The organism is Labrys sp. ALF-8 (assembly GCF_059699065.1).
On the sequence record NZ_AP048537.1, the window covers coordinates 1 to 22,571 of the forward strand.

The following is a 22,571-nucleotide window of genomic DNA, read 5'->3' on the forward strand; positions in this document are numbered from 1 at the left end:
CGGACGACCTATGCCGCGTTGTGGTCGTTCGCCCAGGTCAGCGGCAACCTCGCTTCGTCGCAAGGCCTCAAGACGGCCGGCCAGTTCGGGCCGGGCGACGGCACGACCAACTTCACCATTCCCGATCTCCGCGGCTACTTCATGCGGGCCTTCGATGATGGCGTCGGTGTCGATCCGGGCCGCGCCTTCGGCAGCACGCAGGGCGATCTCTTCGCCAGCCATATCCACTTCACCTGGGACCAGAGCAGCGGGAACGTCTGGAATACGCAGGTCACAACGATCACGACTGGCCCCGTGGTTCCGGGCCGGCTCGTCAATGCAGGCGTCGGTGGGGTCCAGAACGGCCCTTCGATGACTACGACGGCGACGGGCGGCACCGAGACCAGGCCGAAGAACATCGCCCTTCTGGCGTGCATCAAATACTGAGGCTCCTCATGCAGATCTGGAACTATGAGCCCGAGACCGGCATCCTCGTCGGTCCGGGAACGGCCGATCCTTGCCCGATCGAGGAAGGGAACTTCCTGATCCCCGCGAATGCGACGGCGATCGAGCCGCCGTCCTTCGACTCGGAGGCCGAGACCTGCGCGTTTCGGGACGGCCGCTGGCTCGTATCCGCGCGGCCGCAAGCGGTCGCAGAACCGAAGCCGGATCTGTCGGCGACTGCTAGCGAGGCATTTCGGGTCTGTGTCTCAGTCTGCGAGCACATCCTGAGCCAGATCTATCCCGATCCGATCAGGAAGGCTTCCCTGCAGACCGCCGCCACCATTCTCAGTGGGAACGGTGGCGAGGCACCGACCACAGGCCCTTATGCGGAGGAGTTCTCGGCGCTGGCCGCTCTGTACATCAAGGGCGACGATGCAGCTTCCGCATTTGCTGCCACGATCGGGGCGATCCAGAGCGGCACGATCAAGCTCAACATCGCCCTGACGACGCTTCAGGCAAGTTGTGCAGCGGTGACGAAGGCCTCTCAGCTCAAAGCAGCGATCGAGACGTTTCAGGCCTCGGTCACGTCCATTCTCGACGATCTGAACGCGACCCGACTGCCGTCGCCAGTCCTGGACTTCTGGCCGGTCGAGATTCCCGGCATCAACGCGTAGAGCCCGCTATGAAGCTTCGCATCTTGGCGCTACTGGCCCTCATGTGGCCAGCGCTGGCGCTCGCCCAGACTTCGCCAAACCTGACCTACGGCCAGGTCCTGACACCAGGGCAATGGAACGCCCTCTTCGCCGGCAAGCAGGACACCCTGGGGTATACGCCCGTCAATCGTGGCGGCGATACCATGTTCGGGCCGCTCAAGACCCTGTCGCCGACGGCGCAGTCTGCTGGGCTCGTCGTCACACCCGGACTGGCTCCTACCGCGCCCGCCGACGGCAGTATCTGGATTACGAACACCGGTCTGTTCGTCCAGGTCAATGGTAGCACGATCGGGCCGATTCAGAACGGCAATGTCACCGGTCCGTCGGTGTCAGTCATTGGCGATATCGCCACCTTCGGCGCCACGAACGGCGGCGTCCTGGTCGACAGCGGCAAGACCCTTCCGACCGGAACGATTGTCGGTACCAGCGACACCCAGACGCTCACCAACAAGAGCATCTCGGCCGACCAGGTGAATTCCGGAATTCTCGGCACGGCCCGGATCCCGCCCGTTACCTCGGCGATGCTGGCAACGGGAGCCGCCGCTGGAAACCTCGGCTATACGCCGCTGGCGCCGGCCAACAACCTGTCCGATGTGGCGGCCGCCGCGACGGCTTGGACCAACCTTGGCGGCGGCTCGATCGGCAAGCTGTCGACCGTCAGCCTGACATCGAACGTCACCGGCACCCTACCGGTCGGAAACGGCGGCATCGGCGCCGCCACCCTGACGGCGAACGGGATCCTGCTCGGAAACGGGACTGCAGCTGTCACGCCCACGGCGGCGATGACGAACGGGCAGCTTCTCGTCGGCCAGACGAGCGCAGCGCCGCTCCCCAAGACGGTTTCCGGCGATTGCACGCTGGCCGCGTCCGGGGCTGCGACCTGCACGAAGCTCAACGGCGTCTCTCCCGGGACCGCCTACCCTCTCAATGTCGGCACCGCGGCCAACAACATCGTGCAGTTGGACGGCAGCGCCAAGCTGCCTGCGGTCGATGGGTCGCAACTCATCAACCTTCCGAATGCCACGGCGGTCTATGCGCCCGGTACGATCTACAAGCTGACGCTCTCGAATGACGCGACGACCCCGAATACGGTCATCGACATCGCGTCGGGTGTGGCGGTCAACGATGATGGCAGCACCGCCAAAAACATGGTGCTGGCCAGTGCCATCACGAAGTCGATCTCCTCGACCTGGACGGCCGGTACCGGCAATGGCTGTTTGGACACCGGCACCGTCGCGGCGAGCACCTGGTACCATATCTTCCTGATCTCGAACGCAAGCAACAACGTCGACGCACTCTGCTCGACGAGCTTGTCGTCGCCGACCATGCCAAGCGGCTACACCGCGCGCCGGCGTATTGGGTCGATCAAGACGAATGCCTCGTCCCAGATCCTAGCCTTCACCCAGATCGGCGACACGTTCCTCTGGTCGACGTCCGTTACGGACGCGAGTGCCGCGATCACCGTGACAACGCCCCAGTTGGTGGCGTTGAGCGTTCCGCCCGGCGTGAACGTGCTGGCCGACGTGATGTTCAGGACATCGAACGCGTCGACCTTCGTCCAGACCTACGCCTATTCCCCGTACGTCACGGCGGAAGCATCGAATGCGACGGGAAATCCTCTCTTCACTGCCATCGCTTCGTCATCAGTGCAGTCTTCGGTGCCCCAGCGCCTTCGGCTGATGACGAACACGAGCCAGCAAATCGGCTTCGTGAACAACAGTACCACCAGCACCAACGTCTACATTGTCACCTACGGCTATGTCGACATGAGGGGAAGAGGCTGATGCCTTATGTCAAACGCGATGCAACTGGGGCAATCACCGGCACCTATGCCAATCCCCAGCCCGGGTATGCGGTGGAGTGGCTCGCGGACAACGATCCGGCCGTGGTGGCGTTTCTGGCGCCACCGGTGCCGGAGGTACTTTCGCGGTGGCAGTTCTTCACCGTAGCCGCGCTGAACAACATCATCACGCAGGAAGCCGCACAGGCTGCCCTGACGGGCACGATGCCTCAGCCCTTCGTTGATTTCATCGCGACGCTGCCGACCGATCAGCAGTTCCCGGCGACTATGTTGCTCTCCGGCACCAGCGAGTTTCACCGCCATCACCCGTTCGTCCAGGCCTTCCTGACCGCGAAGGGAATGACGGATGCCCAGGCCGACGCGATCTGGGTCCAAGGCGCAACCTTGACGGCGACTTGAAGTCGTCGTCGCCCCAAGAATCACCCCGGTTTATCCATTTTCAGGAGCCATTTATGCGCGCAGATCTTCTGCACGTCGTGACCGCTATTGCGAACCCGATCCGATGGCAGAGTCGGCTTCGTTTATACCGAGAGTTCGAGGAGCATATGCTCGACAGCGGTGTGAAGCTCACCGTAGTCGAGTGCACCTTCGGTGATCGTTCAATCGAGCTGTTCAGCGACCGGGTCCAGCATATCCATGTGCGCGCCAATGCCGGCGCCTTGGTCTGGAACAAGGAATCGCTTCTGAACCTTGGCATATCGAGACTGCCGCCTGAGGCCAAATATATCGGGACGTTCGACGCCGATATCCGCTTCCGGGCCCGGCACTGGGCCGCCGAAACCGTTCACGCCTTGCAGCAGTATCACGTGCTGCAGCCTTGGTCGGATTGCTACGACCTCGGTCCGCACGGCGAGCATATCGACTTGCATCGTTCCTTCTGCCGGCTCGCCCACGAACGCAAGCCGATCATTCAGGGACCAAACGCGAAGAATGGGCCATATCGGTTCGGCCATCCCGGCTATGCCTGGTGCTGGACACGCCAAGCGCTCGAATGGGTTGGCGGCCTCGTCGAGACGGCCGCACTTGGTGCCGCCGATCATCACATGGCCATGGCCTTGATCGGTCGCGTAGACGACAGCATCCCGGGTAACCTCACCGAGGCGTACAAGGCGCCGCTGCGCCTCTGGCAGAAGCGAGCCTCGCAGCAGATCGCCAAGAATATCTCCTATGTTCCCGGGACGATCGAGCATTCGTTTCATGGCGATAAGGCCAAGCGCGCCTATGTCGACCGCTGGCAGATCCTGCAGAAGCACGGTTTCGATCCGACCACCGATCTGAAGCGGAACACCTACGGCGTGATGGAGCTCGCCGGGAACAAGATCGAGCTCCGCCACGACATCGATCGGTATATGCGTTCCCGGGACGAGGACGCCACGACGATCGGCTGACGCCTATCCTGTCTCCCGCCTCCGGGCGGTCTTTCTCCCCGGAGCAATCATGCGTTCCATCTTCCTTGCCGTGCTGGCGTTCGCCGGCGCGATCAGTCACGCACGCGCCGAAGTGGGTTTGGCGTCCTGGTACGGCTACGAGTCCGGCCGGCGCACTGCCAACGGCGAGCGCTTCCCCACCTCCGAAAAGACCTGTGCCCATCGCACGGCTCGGTTCGGCACGCGATTGCGTGTCACCGAACTTCGAACCGGACGGTCCGTGGTCTGTAGGGTCAACGACCGTGGCCCCTTCATCCGTGGGCGCATCGTCGATCTCAACCCAGCGTCGGCGCGCGCGATCGGGCTTAACGGGCTCGCTCGGGTGCGGATCGAAACGATCGGACGCTGATGGGGCGGAGGCCCGACATGGGCTGGGGGCACATGTTTAATCGGGCCTCCGACCTCTCGAATGGGGCTTGTTGGGATCGAGAGGTCACAGACCCGAACATGGTGGACTTAGCCGAGAATTAGCAACTGCCCACCAGGGGCAGAACTCCCAGGAGCACACATGCTGAAAACTCTGGTCATCGCCGGGGCGCTGGCGCTTGCCCTCACCAGTTGCGCCTCGTTTCATCGCATAGAGAGCCATGACATGTCGGCGAAGACGGCGCGTACCATCGCCGGGAGCCTCCCGCGATGATCTGGCTCCTGGTCCCGGCGTTCGCCATCATCAATCATGTCCGCGGCGGCGGAGGTCTCTTCGGATCTCGCATCGTCGGGCTCCTGGACAAGCTGCCCGGCAACGGAGACATGAACGCGGCGCCATTCGTTGCGCTCATGGCCTGGCTCGCGAACGTCTCCACCTTCGGCCTGCCAGGATGGGCTTCTGCGATCCTCTTCACACTCTGCTGGCTCGCCTGGTCGACGCCCGCTTGGGGTTTTCTGCAAGGCCTTGGGCGCGGGCCCGGCCCCATCAATGTCCGCCAGCCGAGCTGGTACGAGGCCCTGTTCCTGAAGACCGGCAATCCCTGGATCGCCTACGGCCTCCGGACGACGCTGTTCCTGATACCGATGTCGATTTGCTTCGGCTGGCCGTGGATCCTGATCGGTCCCTTGCAGGTCGCGGCATATGAGCTCGGCTGGCGCGTCCGGCCAACCGGAGGCATCGCCGTCGGCGAGCTTCTTACCGGCGCCATCTGGGGGGCATTTCTCGCCCTGAACGTCTGAAGCCGCCCTACGAATTCATCCGAGAAAATTATCGAGGCCATTTCCGATGAGCGATACCCTCGCCCAATCGATCAAGCTCGTCTTCGGCTCCGAGGGCGGCTATGTGAACCACCCCAAGGATCCGGGCGGCGCGACGAAATTCGGCATCACGGCCGCCACCCTTGGTGCCTGGCGCAAGCTGGGGCGAAAGGCCATGCCGACGGAGGTCGCGGCCCTCACCCTAGCCGAAGCGGCGCAGATCCTCGACAAGCAGTACGCCCAGCCGATCCGCTATGCTGAACTGCCCTCACCGATCGATTATGTCGTCTTCGACGAGGCCGCGAATTCGGGTCCCGTCCAGGCGATCAAGGACCTGCAGGCCTGCGTCGGGGTGAAGGTCGACGGCAATATCGGCATCAACACGCTTCGCGCCGTCCAGGGCACCAACGACCGAGCCACACTCGTTCGCAAGCTCTGTTCCCGTCGGCTTGGTTTCATGCGCCGCCTCAAGACTTGGCTGACCTTTGGCCGTGGCTGGACCAACCGCGTCAATCACGTCCAGGCGACTGCCCTGGCGATGATCCGGTGACCGAGCCATGAAGCGCGGTGTCCTTCTCCTCATCGAGGACGGTCGCGTCGCCTTCTTTTGCCCGGGCTGCAAAGAGCACCATCAGGTGCGCGTTGAGGGTGCCCAGCATCCCGTCTGGGGCTTCAACGGCAACTATGAGCGGCCAACCTTCACGCCTTCGATCCTCGTCAATGGTGTTCAGGTCGAGCTTGACGAGAAAGGCGAGTGGACGGGCGAATGGGTGCGCGGGCCTGATGGCAAGGCGCTCCCTCTGGTCTGCCATTCCTTCGTGACAGACGGCCAAATCCAGTTCCTCGGCGACTGCACGCATGCGCTCGCCGGCCAGACCGTACCTCTGAAAGAGCCGGAGGCCGCATCATGAAGGACGCCCTGAAAGCCGTTGCCTTCGGCGTCGTCGGCGCGCTCGTAGTTTTCGGCCTCGCCGGTGGCGTGATCTTCATCCTCTACAGCTTCGCCGCTGGGTTTCAGCACTGAACCGCGCCCGGCCGGCTGCCGAGCAAATCTCCCGCAACAGGATCCGTCCTATGAACCGCTTCAATCTCGCGGCGCTGCTGGCGCTCGCGCTGGTGACGTCTGTCTTTCTCCATCCTCTCGCCGGCATCGTCATCCTCGCCGCTGGCCTGGTTGCCCCGTTCCTGCCTCTGTGGGCAGTTACGGCCGCAGTCGGGCTGCTCGCCATGGTGGCTCCCGCATTCGCCCAGACCGCCACGACGACCGCGACTGATGCCACCGGCACCATCTTCTCGCTGCCCTACGGCACCTGGATCAACAACCTCGGCTCCCTGATCCTCGAGATCACGCCGGTAGTGGTTCTCTGGCTCCTCCGAAGGTTGCCGGCAAGCCTTTACCAGATCGCGACCACGATGCAGGCCGACCAGTTGCTGAACAAGGCGATCTCCTACGCGATCAATGCCGTCGAGGGCGCCACGGCCGGCAAGACGCTTAACGTGAACGTCGGCAATGCTGTGCTCGCCCAGGCCCTGAACTACGTGGCGACGCATGCGCCGGATTGGCTGATCAACTGGCTCGGCGGCCTCGATGCCATCGCGCAGAAGATCATCGCGCGGCTCAACCTCGACGCCACGGCTTCGGTGACCTTGGTCAACGGCACTCCGACGATCACTGGCGCCACCACAGCGGCAGCATCTCCGGCGCCGGCGGCAGTTCCTGCATCGTGAGCGCGTTCTGGTCTGCCCTGCTGGCTCTGTTCCTGGACGCCTTCGGCAAGGCCGCCGTCGACTGGGCGACCACCTGGCAGGCCACGCAGAAGACGGACGAGGCGATAGCGGATGCTTCCGTCTCGGACGCCGCCAACGAAACCCAACAAGTCATCACTGGAGTAGCCGATGCGCGCTCGAAACTTGTTCCTGCTGCTGATGCCAGTGATCTTGCTGCCCAGCTGCGCGCACGTGCAGCCGCCGAAAGCAGTGGTGGGAGTGCCGAAGGCAGCAACCAACCGACAAGCTGAGATCCAGCGCCAGCTTGCACCTATCTGCCCCAATCCCCTGCCGGCGGCTTCTCTCAACCGGGCCGCCGACTATCTCGATGCCCACCCCGATGCCTTCCCGGTTGTTGGTGACCTCGATCGTCTCGACCGAGAAAGCCGCCTGTGCCGCGGTCTGAAACCCTAGATCTCCGGAACCTGAAATGAGTGGTGCAATTCAATGGGGCGACCTCGCCCCCGTGTTCGCGGCTCTTGCTATCATTGCCGGGGCACTCTGGTTCCTGTGGTCGAGGATTGATGCTGTCCGTGCAGCGTGTGACCGCAAGATCGAAGGTGTCCGGGAACAGGCACTGTCTCGCATCGAGGCCGTTCGCGTAGATATAACCGGCCGCGTCGAAGGTTTGCGCGACGAGGTCACGACCGTCCGGCTCGAGATGGCGCGCGAATACGCCTCACTGGATGCCGTCACTGCTGTCGAAGAGCGACTGTCCGATACGCTGGAAAAGCTCGGGGACAAGCTCGATGCCCTGGTGCGTGAAGTCGTCGGAAAGCGCGGTGGCCCCTGATTACCCTGCCGACCCATCGTTGACGCGACGCGCAGGTATTTGAGCCCGCTGCCCTTCGGGGTGGCGGGCTCTTTTTGCGTCAACGCCTATTGCTTCGGGGTCGCTAGGCTCTCTGGGTCCCATGCTTGGCGATTAATGAAGCGTGCGAGCAGTGGTACCGCGAAACAATACGCTCCACGTCGATTCTTATAGATCAACCCACGTTCGGTTAGGGCCTGGAGGATCTGAACAGCGTGGCTCGGACTGAAGCCTGTCTTTAATGCCGCTCTAGATGCCGCCACAATTTCCGGCACGGAGAATTCTCCCTCTGCATTAGGCAGCGTCGCGATAACCTGCATAAACTGCTGCTGACGGTCTGTTGCCCTCACCCACCTTGGCGCAAAAAAGTCCTGGTCTAGCTTCTCAAGTATTTCCTTCATCGGAACAGAGGCAGCCAATCCCTCATTGATTTTTCCAATCCACACATCGAAAACTTCCTTGCCGATGAATTGGATGAAATAGGGATATCCACCGGACATCTGGATGATCTTATTAATTGTTGAGTCGGCAAAACCGAGTGGGCTTTTGGTGAGAGTAAGTGGCTCTACAACAGCCGCCTTTGCATCTGCTTCCGCCAGACTTTCAAGTTGGATGACATGAAACATCCGCTCGGTATAAGTTCTTGCTTCGTTTAATTTTGGGAAGAGCGTTGGAAGACCCGTCAGCACCAAGAAGAAGCTCTTGTTTCTACGCTGACGCTGGAGATAAGAAAATAAATCCAATATCAAGGAAAGAGGATACTCCTTAGCCACCGCGTGATCAGCTAAATTCTGGGCCTCATCGTAAGCGAATACAATACCCTTAATTTCAGAGTTCTCGATTAGGTCGCTGACGGAATTGAAAACTGCTTGAAGTTTATCGATGGTAAGACCTGGTTGCCTCTCATAGATCGACCAAAGATCATCGAAATTCAGCGGCCTCTGAACCTGCTCTTCGCGAGCGGTGAAGCCAGCAGATTGCTGATTAACAGTGATGTTTACTCGCGGCCCGAGAAGACTAGAGAGATCGACCACAAGGCGACGCGCGATTCTTTCTTCCGTTAAGCTGATCGACTCGGAAAGGTCGTTACCCGTCCACAGCCACCCGTCGTTTTGAGCAATGGGCTTTAAAGTCTCCAGTAACACTGTCTTCCCGACGCCCCGCAATCCGGTCACAATCACATTCTGCGACACAGGGCTTTGGGAAAGCATTTTCCTGAACGTATCCTGTTCCTTCGTGCGACCGGCCAAATAGACCGGTTGTTGGCCAGCTCCGGGGCGGAACGGATTGATCGGCGCTTTCACTGGTGGAGGAGGCGGTGGCGGCAAATCGCTCATCGGAGGAGGCCCTTTTTAGTGTCGTTTAGGAACTAGTCTAAATTTACCCCAGACTATAAATTTAGACAAGGCTCTAAATTGGCTCGCCATAGCCCTACGGTAGCGGCTTCCTAAACAGCCTCGTCCGCCCGATCCGCACAAACTGCTCCGTCACGTCGTCGACTTGCCGCCCCTGGAGCAGCCACACGAGCCCCATGTTCTCGTATCGCGTGAGCGGCGCGATCGGGTCGACGCCGAACAACTCGTCAGCGGGCCAGCCGAACGCCTCGGCCTTCTCGCCCCACTTCTCGACGAAGCGCGTGGCATCATGCTTTGCCTGTTCCCAGCGCGTACCGTCGTGCGTGGGGTTGCGAGTGCGGAGTTGTTCGAGGGCGGTTTCGTAGGCCATGTCGACGGCGTAGCGCGGTCAGGCCGATTCCTTCAACTGGACTTCCCTGACAGGGTAGCCTTCGATTAATCGTACACGGTTCCGAATCTCTGCTACGGTCACTTCAGCCGGTTGTAGGGGACAAGCCTCCCGGTGGGAACCGGCCAGGGGCCACACGATCCATCGCTGCCTCTGGCCGGAACTCCGCCACCTTACTTCGCCTCTTTTGTCACCGTCAATCCGCTCGGCAGCCAGTCGCCTTCCCTGAGGGCCCAGAGCATCGTCATGGCTTCCTCGCGATAGCTCTCCCACATCGGGCGACCATCCATCTTGAGGTTTTCAGAGTGGCCGTGGAATTGGCAAAGGGCACGACAGATGCGCTCAATCGGATCGGCGTTGCGGGTCTTTGGCATCAATCCACGCCCTCCGAGGTTACGCTAAGACCCAGCGAGAACGATGCTATTAGCTACCGCCCCTCTGGCGTTCAGGCTGGAGGGGCGCATCTTTCGTTTTTGTCTCATTCCGCCGTCTTCAGAGCAAGCGAGATACGATTAATAACCTCGTCAAGCTTTTCAACAACTCCTACGCTGGTCTCGCCGTCAAAGAAAATCTTCGTTCCCCTATCCGATACCGGCTCAATGCGCGTAATTCTAACAATATTAATGGCCACCTCGTGCCTGTTGGCTACCGTACTGGTGAACTTAACTAAGATAGGCTTCATGTTTCTCCCCTTCGGTTACAAGCGCCGAATATCTCCTCAATGATCTCGCCGCCTTGCTTGAGGCCTTTGACTCGCTGATCATGCGCCCATGCCTCTCGAATGGGAAACCCTGCGCGATAGCGACGTGCCCTCTCTCTCCGACCTCCAGCGCGCCGACGGCGGTTGGGTCTGGGCCATATGCAACTACTGCGGCAATCGTCGGCCGCTGGCGATAGCACCCTATGTGATTCTCTGGGGGCCGAAGGCGTCGAGCAATCGGCTGAGGCGTGCGCTGCATTGCCGGTGCGGCCGGAAGGGCTGCACCATTCAGACGCCGAATTGGGTCAATCTGGAGATCGGCGTGGAGGCTTGGCCGGGCGATAGGTCATGAAAAGGTGCGACAGGAACTAGCAAAAAGCTGTGTGTTTCGATGGCAAAAGGTGCGACAGGTCTCGGTCTTAAGCTATTGAATTGTCCCGATAGTTTCGGGCCTTTCGGGCGCGCCATTTCATCTTTCGTGTCATTATATCAAATGGTTAGCCACTTTCCCACGCCGGTTTGGCCGGTTCGGGAATAGAGGTTCGAATTCTATTGGTCTTCAGGCTTCACCACGGCCTGACCAAGGATGCGCTTCGAACGCGATGATGCCTTCTAGCATCCCATCAATACGAAGGCTCCCCAGATCGAAGGATCGCTTCCGCTGAGCGCCCCTTCCTCCTGTTCGGCAATGTCGGAATCCGGCTCCGGATATGCTGGGAGTGTCCGCATGACATGACCGCGCTTGACGGGCACCGAGGTCTCGTGACTGCTGCCGCCTAGGCTGGCGTATCGGGCGGTCAACGCGGCAGCGTTCAGTCCCTGCATTTCACGTTGGGCCTCTGCCAATGCAAGCGCCGGCGGCAGGCCGTCCTTCAAGCGTTCATGCAACGCCACCATGGTCACGCAAGCAGCCATGTCGTCAACCGGCCATAGCGATACGATGTGTCGCCGCACTCCAGCGGTCAGCAATCCACGACCCAGGCCGATCAGGTCGCCGCCGAGGGTCGCAGTGCCCCGTCCGGTGTCACAGGCGCTGAGTACCACGAGGTCGGCGTCGAGCTGCAGTCCGATCAGGTCGGACACGGTCAACTCGTCCCGACCGCTTAGGACGATGGACGAATCATAGGGCGCGACATTGTCCAGGCGACCATGGGCGGCTAAGTGCAGCAAGGCCCGGCCAGGCATCAGAGAACACAGGATTTCCTTCCGCGCATCGGCATCGATACAGGGCGGCATTGCGTGCCACAACCGGGCCACCGCGCCGGCCTCCTGAGCCGCCCCCGGCAGGCGGCGCAATCCAGGATGCGCCACCGGGTCGAAGGCGGGGTCGCCCACCACCAACCTCTCGCCTTCCGCCAAGGGCCGGTCAATCCCGTCTCGAAGCAACAGCGTGGCGGCTGGGAGAATTGAGATGGCGAGGCGCGCGCCCGATGGCGCGCCGTTCAGTGGCAACAAGTGCCACGGCAGCGCCTGGAGGGAGGCACCAGCCACCACGATCAGGCGATCGCAAGCACTCAGTTCGACGGCGAAGGGCGCCAACAGTTGGCTGGAAAGAAGTTCGGCATCCATCTGGATCATTGCAGCCGTCGCACCGTTGGCGCAGGCGCGCAGCAAGCGCTGCAGCGGACCTTCCACACGTTTCGCTAATTTCGCCGAGTGAGAACGGAGTGCAGCAGTGGTCAGGCAGAAGCTTGCAATGTCATCGGCCGCTACTGTCGTCAGCAGGAGAGCACATCCAGGTGGCAGTATCTGCTGCAGCCTATAGGTAATATCCGCTTCGATACCCTTGGGGGCCTGCGCGTCCCGAATGATCGACAGTTCCTCGTCGCTCAGACCGCCCTCGATGTCCGCCAATTTTTGTTCGGCCGCCGCCAGCAACTCTCTTTCGGCCTTGCCCGGCGGGGGTCTACCGGACTGGTCCGCTTGCCGCGCGCCGGTCATCAAGGCGGCAAGGAGACGTTGATAAGCCGTGGTGTGTTGGCTTGCGGCCATCTGCCAATCACGCCAAGTCTTGCCGTTGATGCCAAGGGGCGTGGCGGCGGCCGGCAGCAGCAGACTGCGGTGCCGTTCCGCCAAAGCGAAGGCCGCCGCCCGATGTCCGGCCGCATCGCCTGCCGTCGGTTCGTCTTCGGCTGCCTTGGCTAGAGCGAGGTAGGAGCGTGCCGCGACGTTATAGAGTACATTCACGCTAACATCATCGCAGGCATCGAGCCGATCCGCGTCCCGCACAAGGGTACAGAGCCAGTGCTCGAAATCGTCGATTGCTCGCTGGCTATGCGCGACCGCAGCCGGTGCATCGGCCACCGCAAGCGCAGCCTCGGCCAGAGACAGCCAGCTCTGCCAAGAGGCGCCCGCCGGTTGTTCGGCGGCCGGCACAGGTAAGGAGGCGAGCAGCGCTCGCGCCCCCTCGCCATCGCCAGCCCTGAGCGCCAGGGTTGCACGTAGCGCGGCAGGCAGATTGGTGTCCGTCGCCAGGGACTGCCATGCGGCGAGGGTCTGATCCGGCCGGTTCCAGGCCTGCAACACCAGCACCTCCAGCCATCGCGCGCTCTTCGGCAATTGAGAAGCCGCCGTGTAAGCCGCCCGGTACCAGGCCTCGGCTTGTTCTTCCCAACCCGAGCGCTGGGCAAGCCGCGCGCGCAGCAGAGCTGCCATCGGCGCCGACAGTTTCAGGGTCTCATCTGCTACGGCGGCGGCCTGCAGCAGCATCAGTCGCTGATTGTCGCCGAGATTCCTGCTGGAGGCCCAGTTCTTCAAAGCGGTCTCCGGTGCTGTCCGAATGGTCTCGGCAAACTGGCGTAGCAACTCGTCGGGATCACGCATGGGCACTGGCAGTTCCGCCGATTTCAAGCCGGCACATTCCAGCAGCCGACGCAGCCGGATGGCGCCCCGCTCGACGAGATCTATGGCGATCGTTCCTATCCCGCTTATGCCGGTCGGTATGGTGACCAAGCCCGACGTCATCCAGACATCGCTGAGCCAGCCGTGCAGATTGGTGGCTGGGTCAGGTGGAGGCGGCAGCCGGTCCAGGATCTGGAGTCGTCGCACGATGGCACGTGCGTGCAGGCCGCGTCGCGTATCCAGCCTGGCCAATGCCTCGGGTATCTCCCAGGACGGAATCGCTTCGTTGAGAGCAAGCAAGGGGTGAGCCAGCCGCAGCGCCAGTTCCGCAGCCTCATGCTTGCCTTCACGAGTCCAATTTTCACCAGCCCGCTGCAACAGCCGCCCCAGGCCGGCCACCATGCTCGGGCTACCGCGCATGCTCGCCCAGTCGACCAGGGATTTCAGGGCGCCATGGGGAGCGTTCCATTCGAGCGGCGCAACGATACGCACGGACCGCAATGCCCCACGTTGCAGAGCGGCCAACCATTGGTGCACGCAAGATATGCCAATGCCACCGGCATCCCCCGCTTCAGCGAAGGCCATTACCGCGTCCCGCAGATAAGCCTGCTGATCCTCGAAACCTCCACTTCGACCGGCCAACAGAGCACGGCGCAGGGCCAGCGCACCTTGCGCACGCGGGGCGTCGACGCCGTGCAGCCTGTCAGCCGCCTCGGCGTAGGCGCGGGCGGCCCGCGTGTTATCTCGTCGATCCGAGCCAGTCGGAACGGACTGGTCTTCCAGGCGCAGGCCCAGGATCTCCGGTGCACTTCCCGGGGTAGCAAACCAGTCGCCCTCCCGTTGCCAGGACTGCGCCACGGTCAACGCATCGCCATCCGCCTCCGCCACCTCGCGCGCCACGGCCAATTCCTGGAGGCCGAGGTTGAGTTGGCCCATCCGCGCGGCAATATCGGCACAGGCAATCGTCGCCCACCGCGCCATCGAGGTCGCACCCACACTGCCGGCAAAATCCGCGAGCAGGGACAGCCGCCGCCGTAGGTCTTGCCCCACATCTGCGATGAGAGGCGTTGCTCCCATTTCGGGATTGTTCAAGAGGCTGCGGGCCGACAACAACCCGGTCATGGAAGACGTCAAAGCCTCCAGCAATACTGTCTCGGGGTTTTGGCTCGGCCCCCCTGCGCCCTGCAATACCAAGGCCTCGCGCGGAAAGTTGGGCGGGAGCTCGGCGCCAGCGCCATCCGGATACAAATTGTAAGCCGCTGCCCTCGCCCAGACCCGCAATGCTCTTACCTGTCGGCCGGTCTCGGCATCGTCTATATTTACGGCGTCCAACATGGTCAGCGCGCGCAATGGCTCACCGGCAACCAAGCAGGCGCAAGCCGCCGCCACTTGCCACGACACCGCTTCGCCAGGCTCTTCCTTCGCCGCTCCAAGCGCGATCTCCAGGGCAGCACCGGGCCGCCCGCGACCGTCCTCCGCTGTCAAACTGGGCAACAAGGGAGCCAGGCGCCGCAACACTTCAGCTAAACTCATTGAAGCGTCCTCCCTTTGAGCCGGCGCGCTTTCGCCCGCTGGAAGGTAATCCGACGTTCAAGACGGGTCGCGTTCACAAGACGGCGGATCAGGCAACTGCAATCGGATCCCGGGTGAAGCTAGAGCACCAGGCATCTGCACGGCGAAGCCATAGCGTTCACGCAAATCCGGACGATCCCAACGCTGCGCGGCCGTGCTCGCATAGTTAAACCACAACGTCACAGCCTGCCCATCTGGTCGAGGCTGCGTAACCACCCGGGCCAAAGCCACATCGTCAGGATGGTTGAAGCGCTCACCATTGGTGGAGATCACATAATGCCTTGCTGGCACCAGCCCTAGCAGTGCGGCTGTAACATTGCCCTTGCTGCCATGGTGCGGCAGCTTGAAAATATCCACTTTAATGGGCTCGCAATCGCGAGAATTTGCCAGGGCCGTTAATGCGGGTCCCAGGACGCTGGAGAAGGCATCGGCGGCAAACAACAGTCGGTGGTTCGCATATTCGAGCAGGAAGGCGATGCTGCTGCCGTTCGCCGCCGAGGCGTCCAGTGAGGTGGGCTGCCTTGCTAGGGCCTCCAGGTCTTCCAGTGCCTGCGGAACGGCCGTTGGTTCCTCCTGGCTTGGCTCGCCACGCTGCAATTTAAGTAACTCGGCGGTCCAGGTCTTGCGCAGGGCCTTCAGACGACGTGGCGTGGGCGACAGCAGCGTCAACCTCGGCCCATCCGGCCAGTCTATCACGTGAAAGCTGCCATCCCCCACGGTCGCCACGGCGGCGCGACCGAACCGTTCGTTCCAGGGCAAGCGCTTGCCATTCGCTCGATCGCCGAGCAGAGCCAATAACTGCTCGCCCTCCGCCACGCTGCGAGATGCCCGGTCTTCGACTTCAGGCAGTTGGGGCAAGCCGTTGAACCAGAGATCTCCCAAGCTCAAATCCAAGTCAGGATCCGTCAATAGCGAAAGCAGACCACCGATGTGATCCGAGTCGACATGGCTAATCACCAGCAGATCAATTTCCACTGGGCCGTTCGGCACCATTCGGCGTATGTGCTCGCGGAGTAACGGATAGTCTGTCGGAAGGCCGCCGTCACATAGCATGCGCCAAGGCCGCTGCCCCGGCCGCTGGCACTCAAGCCACAGTCCATCGCCGCGTGTGGCAGGCAGGACATCGAGCGTGATCAGGGTCATGCCAATCGGGCTCTCGCGAATGTCTCTCCAGTTTTCGGCTAATCGAGCCAGTTGTCACCCCGAAATCTTCCGCACCTGCTCCAGCACGCTTCTCGCTGCCTTGCGGATGTCAGCCAGCGTCGCCTCGGCCGGCCTTGGGGCGTCGGGATCGTTGGCGATGGCACGCTCGAAGGCGGCGCTCTTGATCGTGGCCGCCATGTCATTCCGCTCGGCGGCCCAGGTGGCATTGCCGGTCTTCATGCGGTCAGCTGCATCGCCGAGGGCGCCACTGACGAGCCTTGTGAAATCAGCGAAGGGCTGCGGCTGTATGGAACTTGCCGCCGCTGCCTCGAAATCAAGCGTGTTGGGGACCAACACCGCGGCGCCGGCGGCTGTCTTGCTGGGGTCAAGATGCAGAATTACGGAATTTCGGCGACAGTGAACTTTATCCTTTCGCCTCGCCGTTGATCCAAACGTCCGTCCAGCTCGCCATTTGGAAATTATACCGCACAAACAATTACATATGAGCCACGCCGCGCTACGCTCGGAGAGCGGCGGTTCGGAAGTCTCGCTCGAAGCGATGGTAGCGGGCTAAATCTTCCCCGGCCCGCAACCTGCGCGAAGAAAGCTCGGCTGGGGTCATTTTCATGCTGCCGCCACTGTTACCCAATATCGAAAGCCGAAGTATCAGCTTGGGCCGCCGGGGTTCGTTCAGAGATTGTCGAGGAAACTATGTTCATCCGGACAGCAACAATCGCTGACTCCCCAGCGATCTCCGTGTTGATGGGCCAACTCGGGTACCCCATGGCCATAGACCTGGTGGAACACAAGCTGCGCTCCCAGTCCACCACGACTGACACCGTATTCGTTGCGATCAGGGGAGACCACATCATCGGTTGCCTGAGCGCCCATGCCCATGAACTCTTCCACGTAGCGGGGCGCCTGGGGCGGATCATGGCCCTTGTCGTCGATGCAGACGCTCGCGGCATGGGGGTTGGCCGAGCCTTGGTAGAAGAGGCAACTGCCCACTTCCTGAGGCTGGGCTGCATTCTTGTCGAGTTGACAAGTGGAGATCACCGGGCCGGAGCCCACGACTTCTATCGAGCCATAGGCTTCGAAGAGGACAAGCGTCGCTTCGTGAAGCGGCTCTAGGCTAGGCGTTCAGCCCACCGGAGCAGTCTCGGCTTGAAGATCAATGACGTCGTTCTTCATGCGTACCGCGGCCGAATGGGGCTCCCGTCAGCCCGAGGCACGATGTCTCATGGGCGAAAGGGCGGCAAGGTTTTGCCGGCCCCTGCGCGGAAGCGCTCAATAGTTCCGGAAATACCCCGGATTATAGGGGTGGTAGCGATGGTGGTCGGGATACCGGTGCTGGTATCCGTAGCGATGATAATTGTACGGATTCTGTCCAGGATGATGCCGCAGGTAGTCGCTCATCTTGCAACCACCGTGGCTGGTCACCTTGTAGCCGGGAGGGCAACCACCGTGGTACCGGATCGGGGTTGCCGCATTGCTGCCCGAAATCGGGAGTGGCTTCATCGGCGCTGCCGCGGCGACGGAAGCGATGAATACCGCAGTCGCGGCGGCAATTCCTGTGAGGATCGATCGAGACATTTGCGCCTCCTTTCTATGGCCCCAGCGCTATGCATAAAGGCATCGGATTAATGCTTTTCGAGTCGAATAGGTTCCGGACGCACGTCCCTGCCTGGGGACCCGAGATGGGTTGAAGGCAGGGCAGATATGGCGAAAATGCTCCACGCGCCGCCACCGGGTGGTTCTTTCACGAATATGCCCGCACGTCGTAACGGGGGCATCTGGACCGGACTGGATGGTTGAGATGAGCAATGAACCGAAGGATCCATTCTCCGAGGGCGAGGACGCGCGATTGGACGGCTACAGCGAAGATGCGAACCCCTACGACCCCGAAACGGAGGAAGCGGCCCATAGGCACTGGCGCGATGGCTGGATCCGCATGGACCGGGAACTGGGCGACTCGGGGGATGACGCATGACGGGCAGGACAGAGATCCTTGCACTGGCCGAGCGGGTCGAGAGCGGAAGCGGATTCGACGTGGCGCTGCGCAACGAGGTCGAGCACGCTCTCGGGACCCACGCAGGCATGAAGTCCATTCTAACGTCGGTGGATGCCGTGAAGGCGCTCCGCGAGCGGATCTTCCCCCGCTGTGAAGCTACGATCGCCTTCGGCGAAGGCAGAGCGACTGCCTCGCTCTGGCTCGACAAGCAGCATGTCTTTACCGGCCAGGCAGATACCGAATGTCGAGCCCGCCTCGCCGCGGTGCTGCGGGCCTTTGCGGCCAAGGATGGGCAGGCCTGACCCCGACCGAACGTTTCTGCCTCAAGCGTGGCGCTTGGACGGGAACTCTGGAGCCGTTCGTGAACGGGCCGGCGATCCGTCGGGATCCGCGTCAGAAGGTGCAGACGACGTAGAGAGCGACGAAAAGCACCAAAATGAAAATCGTACCGGCAAATTCGACCCACGGACCCATCGCACCCTTCCCGACTTGGTGAAGGGCCGATTTATATGTGTTGTGTTGCTGTCAGATGGGCCGGATTTTGCTGCAGGGTATGCGACAATAAGAGATTCCATTGCTGCGGATCCAAGTTGGACCTGCGCAGCGGTCAGTTGGCAGCGGGAACAGGGCAGCTCATGTCACCCTGCTCGCATTTCAAATAACCCCGCAAATCCTTCACCCGCGCCTGGGTAAGGCTGTCCATGCACATAGCAATGACCATGGGCCTGGCACTGCCCCCGGCCGTTGCAGAGCTTTGGAAATCGCATTCGGCATCTCGAAATTTTATCCAGGCTCGCTGCGCCTGGCCGAGGAGCTTCCTGGTGTCCGCATCGTCCGAAAGACGCTTTTCAACCTGCCTGTACAGATCGTTCAACTGTTTGTCCGATTTCCCGAAAGCATCGCCCGCACACTCGGTCATCGTGCTCTGATCGGTTGCGTCAGCGCATTTATCCTGGGCGGAAGCGTACGACGGCGCTCCCAGGATCAGGGCTGCTGCAAGAATGCCGGCTCTCAACAAGGCGTCCTCCGTCGGATATTCCAGCGCGAACCGGACAACATCCGGCTCCCGGCGAGCACGAGTTTCAAGTACCGGCAGCGGTGGCAATTGGCAATCCGCATTCCAGTGGAGGGGCGATGGTCCAACGTGCCGACGTCACGCTGCAATCAGGGCAGGTCTCCAATCAACTCGGGAATACCTTCGCTTGCGGGTTTGGCTGCAATTTGCACAGCTTACGCCTGACGGAGTCGACTTTGTTTGCGAGATCAGGAATCAGATCGACCGGACCGCACGGGTAGTTCCATTTCGCCCATTCGACCAACTTGCGGAATGGTGAACCGATCTCAAGTTTCGCGTTGGCACCCCAGGCACGCTCCACCAACCGCCCTCTCTTGCGCCGGCTCCCACAGGCATACTGGTGGGTTCTATTGTCCGCTATGATCAGGCCGTCCTGCTCGCCCACCCTGAAAATGGGTTTCTCCGGCCATTCATCTGCGAGCCAGCAGCCTCCGAAACGGTCGACGACGACCGGTTGCAATCCCCTCGCAATGACTTGCTTGGTCATGCCGTTCGGGCCGGCCTCGAAGGCGTTGCCGTCGACCAGCGTATCTTGCCTGCCCGCATCCAGTGAATTGAACAGCTCCGCCCGGACCATGAATGCGTTGGAGCGAATCGCGATATTGGGAAATGGCGTCAGATCGCTTGTGCGTTCATAGCTGCCGGAGGCTCCGACGATACCGCAGTTTGGTATCTTCTCGAACGCGTCGACATAAATGGCAAGCCAATTGCGCGCCAATATTCGGCTCCAGGAAACAAGTGGCAGCACAAATTCAGTCGAACAATTCGCCGAGATATCTCGAAAAATGGAGATCGGAGGTTGTGTGTCGGGGAATCGAACTATCTTATGCGCCGTGCAAGGCAATTTAGCCAGACGTCGTTCAAATCCGATGAATTCACCATCGGAATAACCTTTGGCGGCAAAGATCAATTCATACTCAACGCCAGCCTGATATCGCTCGATGCTTTTGAAAAACGCCTCGGCAAATCTTGGCTCGTTAACTTTGCGCCATAGGTAAATGACGGTCACCCGCGATGCAGACAACATAATATCGTTTATTCCCTACGACATGCCGTATTTGACGCATGATACTTCTCCCAGTAAGCATGTCGAAAGCAAGAGTATTGTGACATCTCTCCGCTAAGGATAGGCCAGTAAGGTCTTCGTTCGAAACCCGTAACGGTTCGCACCAACAAAAAGCCCGGCTCGTTGGGAGAGCCGGGCGGTTACCATGATGCGAATCGAACATCAGGCTACCAAGTTGCCATATGGACGACAAAGGGAAGTCCCTTTGCCTTTGAGTGAACCAAGGGCTTGGGCCCTTGGTTCCGGGCGAAGCCTCGCTTATGCGGCCCCCAAGGCCTGCCCTGCAGCCAAGCCCTGCCAATTACCGTGTCGGGGAACGAGAACTGGCTGTTCCGGAACATGCCCGTGCCCGAGGAAAAGACCTTGATTTGTGTCAAAGGGGCGATGGAAGCCGAGACGTCGCTAGGACTTTTCCGAACTCGCGGTCAGCAATGCGACCATGCCGCATCCGATACACAACCCGATGATGATTGCAGGCGTCTTCGGAACGCCGGCCATCCGGAAGACGACGGATCCAAACGCAACCAGAGGCAGGACGTAGTTGAAGTCCTTCTTGAAGACTTCCGCCATGACACCGAGAAAATGAACGATCTGTCCCGCTTCGGAATGCCGTATTGCCATGCGGAGGGAACACCGCCTCATCCAAAGAGTTCCATGGACACGTATCATCATCCGCCAGCGGAGATCGGACCATGGCAGTCGATTTTGAATACGACCCGGACGAACTAGTCAGTTTCGAGGGACATGACATTTCCCTCCGGGATGCGGTTCATCGCTATATCGAAATCAAGGATCACCCCGATCCGCTCGTCGACGTCGCGGCCCTGAGGGACCCGGGGAAGGTACCGCAGATCCTGGAAGCGGAGCACTTCGAGGAATTGGCCCACGAACCTCAGTTTGTTCAGTAGCGCACCGGCCTGCGGATCGCCGGGCCTTCGCGCTGCCCTGCGCAAGAGGTGGCGATGGTCCGCGACACGCAGGCAGTGGTCTATAGAGAGAGCTACCCAGGACCTTGCAAGATGTTCTAAATGTTCCCGTACGCCTGGATCCGCCGCTCTCCCGTGGCAGGATCGACAAACTACGCCGGCAGGGGTCGTCGCATTGAATCTCGGATCGTTCAGGGGTGGACGTGGCTTGCCCCTCGCCTTGTTCCGCACGGTGAGGTCGAAGCTGCTGCTCGCCTTTTGCCTGATCGTGGGGCTGAGCGTGGCCATCGGCTCGATCGGCTGGAGCGGCTTCTCGGATTCGGAGAGAGCACTCAATTCTCTCCGGGACCACAGCCTCCCCAATATCGATAAGGCGATGGAGCTTGCCCGCCGCAGTTCGGCCGTAGCCTCGATCGCCCCCTTCCTGTCCTCGATCCAGGTGATGAACAAGCTGAACGTGGAGAATGAGAAGCTGGAAGCGCAGCTTGCCGAACTGAAGGCGATGGTCGACGCTCTCGAACCTCTGGCCCCCGGCGACAAACCACCTGCGGGATCGCTGCATGATCTGGCCTCCCGCATGGCTTCGAACCTGCAGAGCCTGGTCCAGAATACGCATGACAGCCTGGATATCCGCTCCGACATGCTGGAGCTTGCCTATGCCTTCGAGCGGCGCGGCAAGATCGAAGCCAGGTTGCGGGTCCAGGCCGGCGGCCCCGGCGCATCCTCCGTGCGGCTGGAGGCCTTCAAGGGTCTCACGGAAACCATTTTTGCCGCAATCGGCAATGACAACCCGGTCGAGATCGGCGAATTGCAGAAGGCCTTTGCGGGATTTTCCCGAGAGCTGACCCCGAAGGACGGTTCCGTAGACGGCACGACCGTGCTGTCATCGGGAGATCCGGAAACCGACGCCTTCGTCAAGCTCCAGTCGCGTGTCTTCGACATCCGGCGCAGAGAAATCGCGGCGCACCAGACCACGCAATATCTGCTGGCCTCCATTCACGCCCTGTCGACGCAGATGAGCGACAAGGTGGCCGACGTCGCCAGCAATATCTCTCAGTCTGTCCAGGCTGAAAGCGCACGCACCAATGCAGCGCTGGAGAACGGCAAGAACCGCATCCTGCTGCTGACCCTGATCTGCCTGCTCGCCAGCGCTGCGGCGGTCACCTATGTCCTGCGCAACCTCGCCGGCAACCTGCAAACCATCACCACGGCGATCTCTAGGCTGGCCAGCGGAGACCGCACCACGCATGTTCCCGCGGTGGAAAGGGCGGACGAGATCGGCATTCTGGCCCGGGCGTTCAACGTCTTCAAGGAACAGAGCTTCGACCGCGAAGCGCTGGCGAGCGATCTGATCGCGAAAAGCCGCG

Annotated in this window: 29 protein-coding genes and 2 pseudogenes; 20 read left to right on the forward strand and 11 right to left on the reverse strand. The window is 61.1% G+C overall.

All coding sequences use genetic code 11. The features are described 5' to 3' along the window. The 14 genes and pseudogenes from AC6H34_RS00005 to AC6H34_RS00070 all read left to right on the forward strand — a co-directional run. Positions 1-426 (forward strand): annotated as a pseudogene (locus tag AC6H34_RS00005) (hypothetical protein); the annotation flags it as partial. A gap of 8 nt (positions 427-434) precedes the next feature. Further along, positions 435-1,097: a hypothetical protein gene (locus AC6H34_RS00010; protein ID WP_497537505.1), complete on the forward strand. Its 663-nt coding sequence runs from the start codon at positions 435-437 to the stop codon at positions 1,095-1,097. An 8-nt stretch (positions 1,098-1,105) separates the two neighbouring features. After that, on the forward strand, positions 1,106-2,920 hold the full coding sequence (locus AC6H34_RS00015; protein ID WP_497537506.1) for a hypothetical protein: 1,815 nt from the start codon (positions 1,106-1,108) through the stop codon (positions 2,918-2,920). Further along, positions 2,920-3,336 (forward strand): hypothetical protein, encoded by a 417-nt coding sequence (locus AC6H34_RS00020; protein ID WP_497537507.1) that lies wholly within the window; start codon positions 2,920-2,922, stop codon positions 3,334-3,336. Before AC6H34_RS00015 ends, AC6H34_RS00020 begins: the two co-directional genes overlap by 1 nt. Before the next feature lie 53 nt (positions 3,337-3,389). After that, positions 3,390-4,325 (forward strand): hypothetical protein, encoded by a 936-nt coding sequence (locus AC6H34_RS00025; RefSeq protein WP_497537508.1) that lies wholly within the window; start codon positions 3,390-3,392, stop codon positions 4,323-4,325. 49 nt (positions 4,326-4,374) lie between these two features. Beyond that, complete coding sequence (locus AC6H34_RS00030; protein ID WP_497537509.1) at positions 4,375-4,713, forward strand: septal ring lytic transglycosylase RlpA family protein; 339 nt, start codon at positions 4,375-4,377, stop codon at positions 4,711-4,713. A 159-nt stretch (positions 4,714-4,872) separates the two neighbouring features. After that, positions 4,873-5,004 (forward strand): hypothetical protein, encoded by a 132-nt coding sequence (locus AC6H34_RS00035; protein WP_497537510.1) that lies wholly within the window; start codon positions 4,873-4,875, stop codon positions 5,002-5,004. Continuing rightward, complete coding sequence (locus tag AC6H34_RS00040) at positions 5,001-5,531, forward strand: hypothetical protein (RefSeq protein ID WP_497537511.1); 531 nt, start codon at positions 5,001-5,003, stop codon at positions 5,529-5,531. Before AC6H34_RS00035 ends, AC6H34_RS00040 begins: the two co-directional genes overlap by 4 nt. A gap of 46 nt (positions 5,532-5,577) precedes the next feature. Then, a complete protein-coding gene (locus AC6H34_RS00045; protein ID WP_497537512.1) occupies positions 5,578-6,099 on the forward strand; it encodes a glycoside hydrolase family 108 protein in 522 nt (173 codons plus the stop codon). A gap of 7 nt (positions 6,100-6,106) precedes the next feature. Beyond that, positions 6,107-6,460: a ubiquitination-like system serine protease family protein gene (locus tag AC6H34_RS00050; RefSeq protein ID WP_497537513.1), complete on the forward strand. Its 354-nt coding sequence runs from the start codon at positions 6,107-6,109 to the stop codon at positions 6,458-6,460. 163 nt (positions 6,461-6,623) lie between these two features. Continuing rightward, positions 6,624-7,277, forward strand: a complete 654-nt coding sequence (locus AC6H34_RS00055; RefSeq protein WP_497537514.1) for a hypothetical protein — start codon at positions 6,624-6,626, stop codon at positions 7,275-7,277. Beyond that, positions 7,274-7,567: a hypothetical protein gene (locus tag AC6H34_RS00060; protein ID WP_497537515.1), complete on the forward strand. Its 294-nt coding sequence runs from the start codon at positions 7,274-7,276 to the stop codon at positions 7,565-7,567. Before AC6H34_RS00055 ends, AC6H34_RS00060 begins: the two co-directional genes overlap by 4 nt. After that, complete coding sequence (locus AC6H34_RS00065; RefSeq protein WP_497537516.1) at positions 7,536-7,730, forward strand: hypothetical protein; 195 nt, start codon at positions 7,536-7,538, stop codon at positions 7,728-7,730. Before AC6H34_RS00060 ends, AC6H34_RS00065 begins: the two co-directional genes overlap by 32 nt. Positions 7,731-7,746: 16 nt before the next feature. Beyond that, positions 7,747-8,109 (forward strand): hypothetical protein, encoded by a 363-nt coding sequence (locus tag AC6H34_RS00070; protein ID WP_497537517.1) that lies wholly within the window; start codon positions 7,747-7,749, stop codon positions 8,107-8,109. Between the two features lie 86 nt (positions 8,110-8,195). On the opposite strand, the gene AC6H34_RS00075 is transcribed toward AC6H34_RS00070, so the two are convergent. The 4 genes from AC6H34_RS00075 to AC6H34_RS00090 form a co-directional block, all read right to left on the reverse strand. Further along, positions 8,196-9,464, reverse strand: a complete 1,269-nt coding sequence (locus AC6H34_RS00075) for a DUF8462 domain-containing protein (RefSeq protein WP_497537518.1) — start codon at positions 9,462-9,464, stop codon at positions 8,196-8,198. 94 nt (positions 9,465-9,558) lie between these two features. Continuing rightward, a complete protein-coding gene (locus AC6H34_RS00080) occupies positions 9,559-9,852 on the reverse strand; it encodes a hypothetical protein (protein ID WP_497537519.1) in 294 nt (97 codons plus the stop codon). 191 nt (positions 9,853-10,043) lie between these two features. After that, on the reverse strand, positions 10,044-10,244 hold the full coding sequence (locus AC6H34_RS00085) for a hypothetical protein (RefSeq protein WP_497537520.1): 201 nt from the start codon (positions 10,242-10,244) through the stop codon (positions 10,044-10,046). Between the two features lie 104 nt (positions 10,245-10,348). Then, positions 10,349-10,552: a hypothetical protein gene (locus AC6H34_RS00090; RefSeq protein ID WP_497537521.1), complete on the reverse strand. Its 204-nt coding sequence runs from the start codon at positions 10,550-10,552 to the stop codon at positions 10,349-10,351. Between the two features lie 88 nt (positions 10,553-10,640). On the opposite strand from AC6H34_RS00090, the gene AC6H34_RS00095 reads away from it, so the two are divergent. Further along, a complete protein-coding gene (locus AC6H34_RS00095) occupies positions 10,641-10,922 on the forward strand; it encodes a hypothetical protein (RefSeq protein ID WP_497537522.1) in 282 nt (93 codons plus the stop codon). 260 nt (positions 10,923-11,182) lie between these two features. Here AC6H34_RS00095 and AC6H34_RS00100 read toward each other — a convergent pair whose 3' ends face one another. Genes AC6H34_RS00100 through AC6H34_RS00110 form a run of 3 tightly spaced genes read right to left on the reverse strand, consistent with a single transcriptional unit; the run spans position 11,183 to position 16,483 of the window. Then, positions 11,183-14,944 (reverse strand): CHAT domain-containing protein, encoded by a 3,762-nt coding sequence (locus AC6H34_RS00100; protein ID WP_497537523.1) that lies wholly within the window; start codon positions 14,942-14,944, stop codon positions 11,183-11,185. A 57-nt stretch (positions 14,945-15,001) separates the two neighbouring features. Then, complete coding sequence (locus AC6H34_RS00105; protein ID WP_497537524.1) at positions 15,002-16,126, reverse strand: ComEC/Rec2 family competence protein; 1,125 nt, start codon at positions 16,124-16,126, stop codon at positions 15,002-15,004. Between the two features lie 54 nt (positions 16,127-16,180). Beyond that, positions 16,181-16,483 (reverse strand): hypothetical protein, encoded by a 303-nt coding sequence (locus AC6H34_RS00110; protein WP_448146743.1) that lies wholly within the window; start codon positions 16,481-16,483, stop codon positions 16,181-16,183. A 426-nt stretch (positions 16,484-16,909) separates the two neighbouring features. Here AC6H34_RS00110 and AC6H34_RS00115 point away from each other — a divergent pair, with 426 nt between their 5' ends. Next, a complete protein-coding gene (locus AC6H34_RS00115) occupies positions 16,910-17,257 on the forward strand; it encodes a GNAT family N-acetyltransferase (protein WP_497537525.1) in 348 nt (115 codons plus the stop codon). Positions 17,258-17,413: 156 nt separating this feature from the next. Here AC6H34_RS00115 and AC6H34_RS00120 read toward each other — a convergent pair whose 3' ends face one another. Then, the gene (locus AC6H34_RS00120; RefSeq protein ID WP_497537526.1) at positions 17,414-17,719 is read right to left on the reverse strand and encodes a hypothetical protein; all 306 of its coding nucleotides are present in this window, start codon (positions 17,717-17,719) and stop codon (positions 17,414-17,416) included. A 223-nt stretch (positions 17,720-17,942) separates the two neighbouring features. Here AC6H34_RS00120 and AC6H34_RS00125 point away from each other — a divergent pair, with 223 nt between their 5' ends. Next, positions 17,943-18,116, forward strand: coding sequence for a hypothetical protein (locus AC6H34_RS00125; protein WP_497537527.1), 174 nt, complete (start codon positions 17,943-17,945; stop codon positions 18,114-18,116). Next, a complete protein-coding gene (locus tag AC6H34_RS00130; protein ID WP_448146740.1) occupies positions 18,113-18,439 on the forward strand; it encodes a hypothetical protein in 327 nt (108 codons plus the stop codon). The genes AC6H34_RS00125 and AC6H34_RS00130 overlap by 4 nt, the downstream gene beginning before the upstream one ends. A gap of 305 nt (positions 18,440-18,744) precedes the next feature. Here the strand turns inward: AC6H34_RS00130 and AC6H34_RS00135 are convergent, their stop codons facing one another. The 3 genes from AC6H34_RS00135 to AC6H34_RS00145 all read right to left on the reverse strand — a co-directional run bounded on the left by AC6H34_RS00135 (position 18,745) and on the right by AC6H34_RS00145 (position 20,899). After that, positions 18,745-19,242, reverse strand: a complete 498-nt coding sequence (locus tag AC6H34_RS00135) for a lysozyme inhibitor LprI family protein (RefSeq protein WP_497537528.1) — start codon at positions 19,240-19,242, stop codon at positions 18,745-18,747. A 76-nt stretch (positions 19,243-19,318) separates the two neighbouring features. Beyond that, positions 19,319-20,239: a hypothetical protein gene (locus AC6H34_RS00140; protein ID WP_497537529.1), complete on the reverse strand. Its 921-nt coding sequence runs from the start codon at positions 20,237-20,239 to the stop codon at positions 19,319-19,321. Positions 20,240-20,680: 441 nt separating this feature from the next. After that, positions 20,681-20,899, reverse strand: coding sequence for a hypothetical protein (locus AC6H34_RS00145; protein ID WP_448146737.1), 219 nt, complete (start codon positions 20,897-20,899; stop codon positions 20,681-20,683). A gap of 71 nt (positions 20,900-20,970) precedes the next feature. Between AC6H34_RS00145 and AC6H34_RS00150 the strand changes: the two genes are divergently transcribed. Both AC6H34_RS00150 and AC6H34_RS00155 read left to right on the forward strand, forming a co-directional pair. Then, positions 20,971-21,186 carry a hypothetical protein gene (locus AC6H34_RS00150; protein WP_448146736.1) on the forward strand — a complete coding sequence of 72 codons (216 nt, stop codon included), beginning with the start codon at positions 20,971-20,973 and terminating at the stop codon, positions 21,184-21,186. Between the two features lie 1,033 nt (positions 21,187-22,219). Continuing rightward, a pseudogene (locus AC6H34_RS00155) lies at positions 22,220-22,507 on the forward strand (HAMP domain-containing protein); the annotation flags it as partial. Between the last annotated feature and the right edge of the window lie 64 nt (positions 22,508-22,571).

Excerpts from the sequence above, each read along its gene's own strand:
- AC6H34_RS00125 (WP_497537527.1), top strand. The coding sequence starts at position 17,943 with ATGAGCAATGAACCGAAGGATCCATTCTCCGAGGGCGAGGACGCGCGA.
- AC6H34_RS00050 (WP_497537513.1), top strand. The coding sequence starts at position 6,107 with ATGAAGCGCGGTGTCCTTCTCCTCATCGAGGACGGTCGCGTCGCCTTC.
- AC6H34_RS00020 (WP_497537507.1), top strand. The coding sequence starts at position 2,920 with ATGCCTTATGTCAAACGCGATGCAACTGGGGCAATCACCGGCACCTAT.
- AC6H34_RS00030 (WP_497537509.1), top strand. The coding sequence starts at position 4,375 with ATGCGTTCCATCTTCCTTGCCGTGCTGGCGTTCGCCGGCGCGATCAGT.
- AC6H34_RS00120 (WP_497537526.1), bottom strand. The coding sequence starts at position 17,719 with ATGTCTCGATCGATCCTCACAGGAATTGCCGCCGCGACTGCGGTATTC.
- AC6H34_RS00090 (WP_497537521.1), bottom strand. The coding sequence starts at position 10,552 with ATGAAGCCTATCTTAGTTAAGTTCACCAGTACGGTAGCCAACAGGCAC.
- AC6H34_RS00115 (WP_497537525.1), top strand. The coding sequence starts at position 16,910 with ATGGCCATAGACCTGGTGGAACACAAGCTGCGCTCCCAGTCCACCACG.
- AC6H34_RS00100 (WP_497537523.1), bottom strand. The coding sequence starts at position 14,944 with ATGAGTTTAGCTGAAGTGTTGCGGCGCCTGGCTCCCTTGTTGCCCAGT.
- AC6H34_RS00035 (WP_497537510.1), top strand. The coding sequence starts at position 4,873 with ATGCTGAAAACTCTGGTCATCGCCGGGGCGCTGGCGCTTGCCCTCACC.
- AC6H34_RS00130 (WP_448146740.1), top strand. The coding sequence starts at position 18,113 with ATGACGGGCAGGACAGAGATCCTTGCACTGGCCGAGCGGGTCGAGAGC.
- AC6H34_RS00095 (WP_497537522.1), top strand. The coding sequence starts at position 10,641 with ATGCCTCTCGAATGGGAAACCCTGCGCGATAGCGACGTGCCCTCTCTC.
- AC6H34_RS00040 (WP_497537511.1), top strand. The coding sequence starts at position 5,001 with ATGATCTGGCTCCTGGTCCCGGCGTTCGCCATCATCAATCATGTCCGC.
- AC6H34_RS00105 (WP_497537524.1), bottom strand. The coding sequence starts at position 16,126 with ATGACCCTGATCACGCTCGATGTCCTGCCTGCCACACGCGGCGATGGA.
- AC6H34_RS00070 (WP_497537517.1), top strand. The coding sequence starts at position 7,747 with ATGAGTGGTGCAATTCAATGGGGCGACCTCGCCCCCGTGTTCGCGGCT.
- AC6H34_RS00015 (WP_497537506.1), top strand. The coding sequence starts at position 1,106 with ATGAAGCTTCGCATCTTGGCGCTACTGGCCCTCATGTGGCCAGCGCTG.
- AC6H34_RS00045 (WP_497537512.1), top strand. The coding sequence starts at position 5,578 with ATGAGCGATACCCTCGCCCAATCGATCAAGCTCGTCTTCGGCTCCGAG.
- AC6H34_RS00145 (WP_448146737.1), bottom strand. The coding sequence starts at position 20,899 with ATGGCAATACGGCATTCCGAAGCGGGACAGATCGTTCATTTTCTCGGT.
- AC6H34_RS00140 (WP_497537529.1), bottom strand. The coding sequence starts at position 20,239 with ATGTTGTCTGCATCGCGGGTGACCGTCATTTACCTATGGCGCAAAGTT.
- AC6H34_RS00085 (WP_497537520.1), bottom strand. The coding sequence starts at position 10,244 with ATGCCAAAGACCCGCAACGCCGATCCGATTGAGCGCATCTGTCGTGCC.
- AC6H34_RS00055 (WP_497537514.1), top strand. The coding sequence starts at position 6,624 with ATGAACCGCTTCAATCTCGCGGCGCTGCTGGCGCTCGCGCTGGTGACG.
- AC6H34_RS00075 (WP_497537518.1), bottom strand. The coding sequence starts at position 9,464 with ATGAGCGATTTGCCGCCACCGCCTCCTCCACCAGTGAAAGCGCCGATC.
- AC6H34_RS00150 (WP_448146736.1), top strand. The coding sequence starts at position 20,971 with ATGGCAGTCGATTTTGAATACGACCCGGACGAACTAGTCAGTTTCGAG.
- AC6H34_RS00025 (WP_497537508.1), top strand. The coding sequence starts at position 3,390 with ATGCGCGCAGATCTTCTGCACGTCGTGACCGCTATTGCGAACCCGATC.
- AC6H34_RS00080 (WP_497537519.1), bottom strand. The coding sequence starts at position 9,852 with ATGGCCTACGAAACCGCCCTCGAACAACTCCGCACTCGCAACCCCACG.
- AC6H34_RS00010 (WP_497537505.1), top strand. The coding sequence starts at position 435 with ATGCAGATCTGGAACTATGAGCCCGAGACCGGCATCCTCGTCGGTCCG.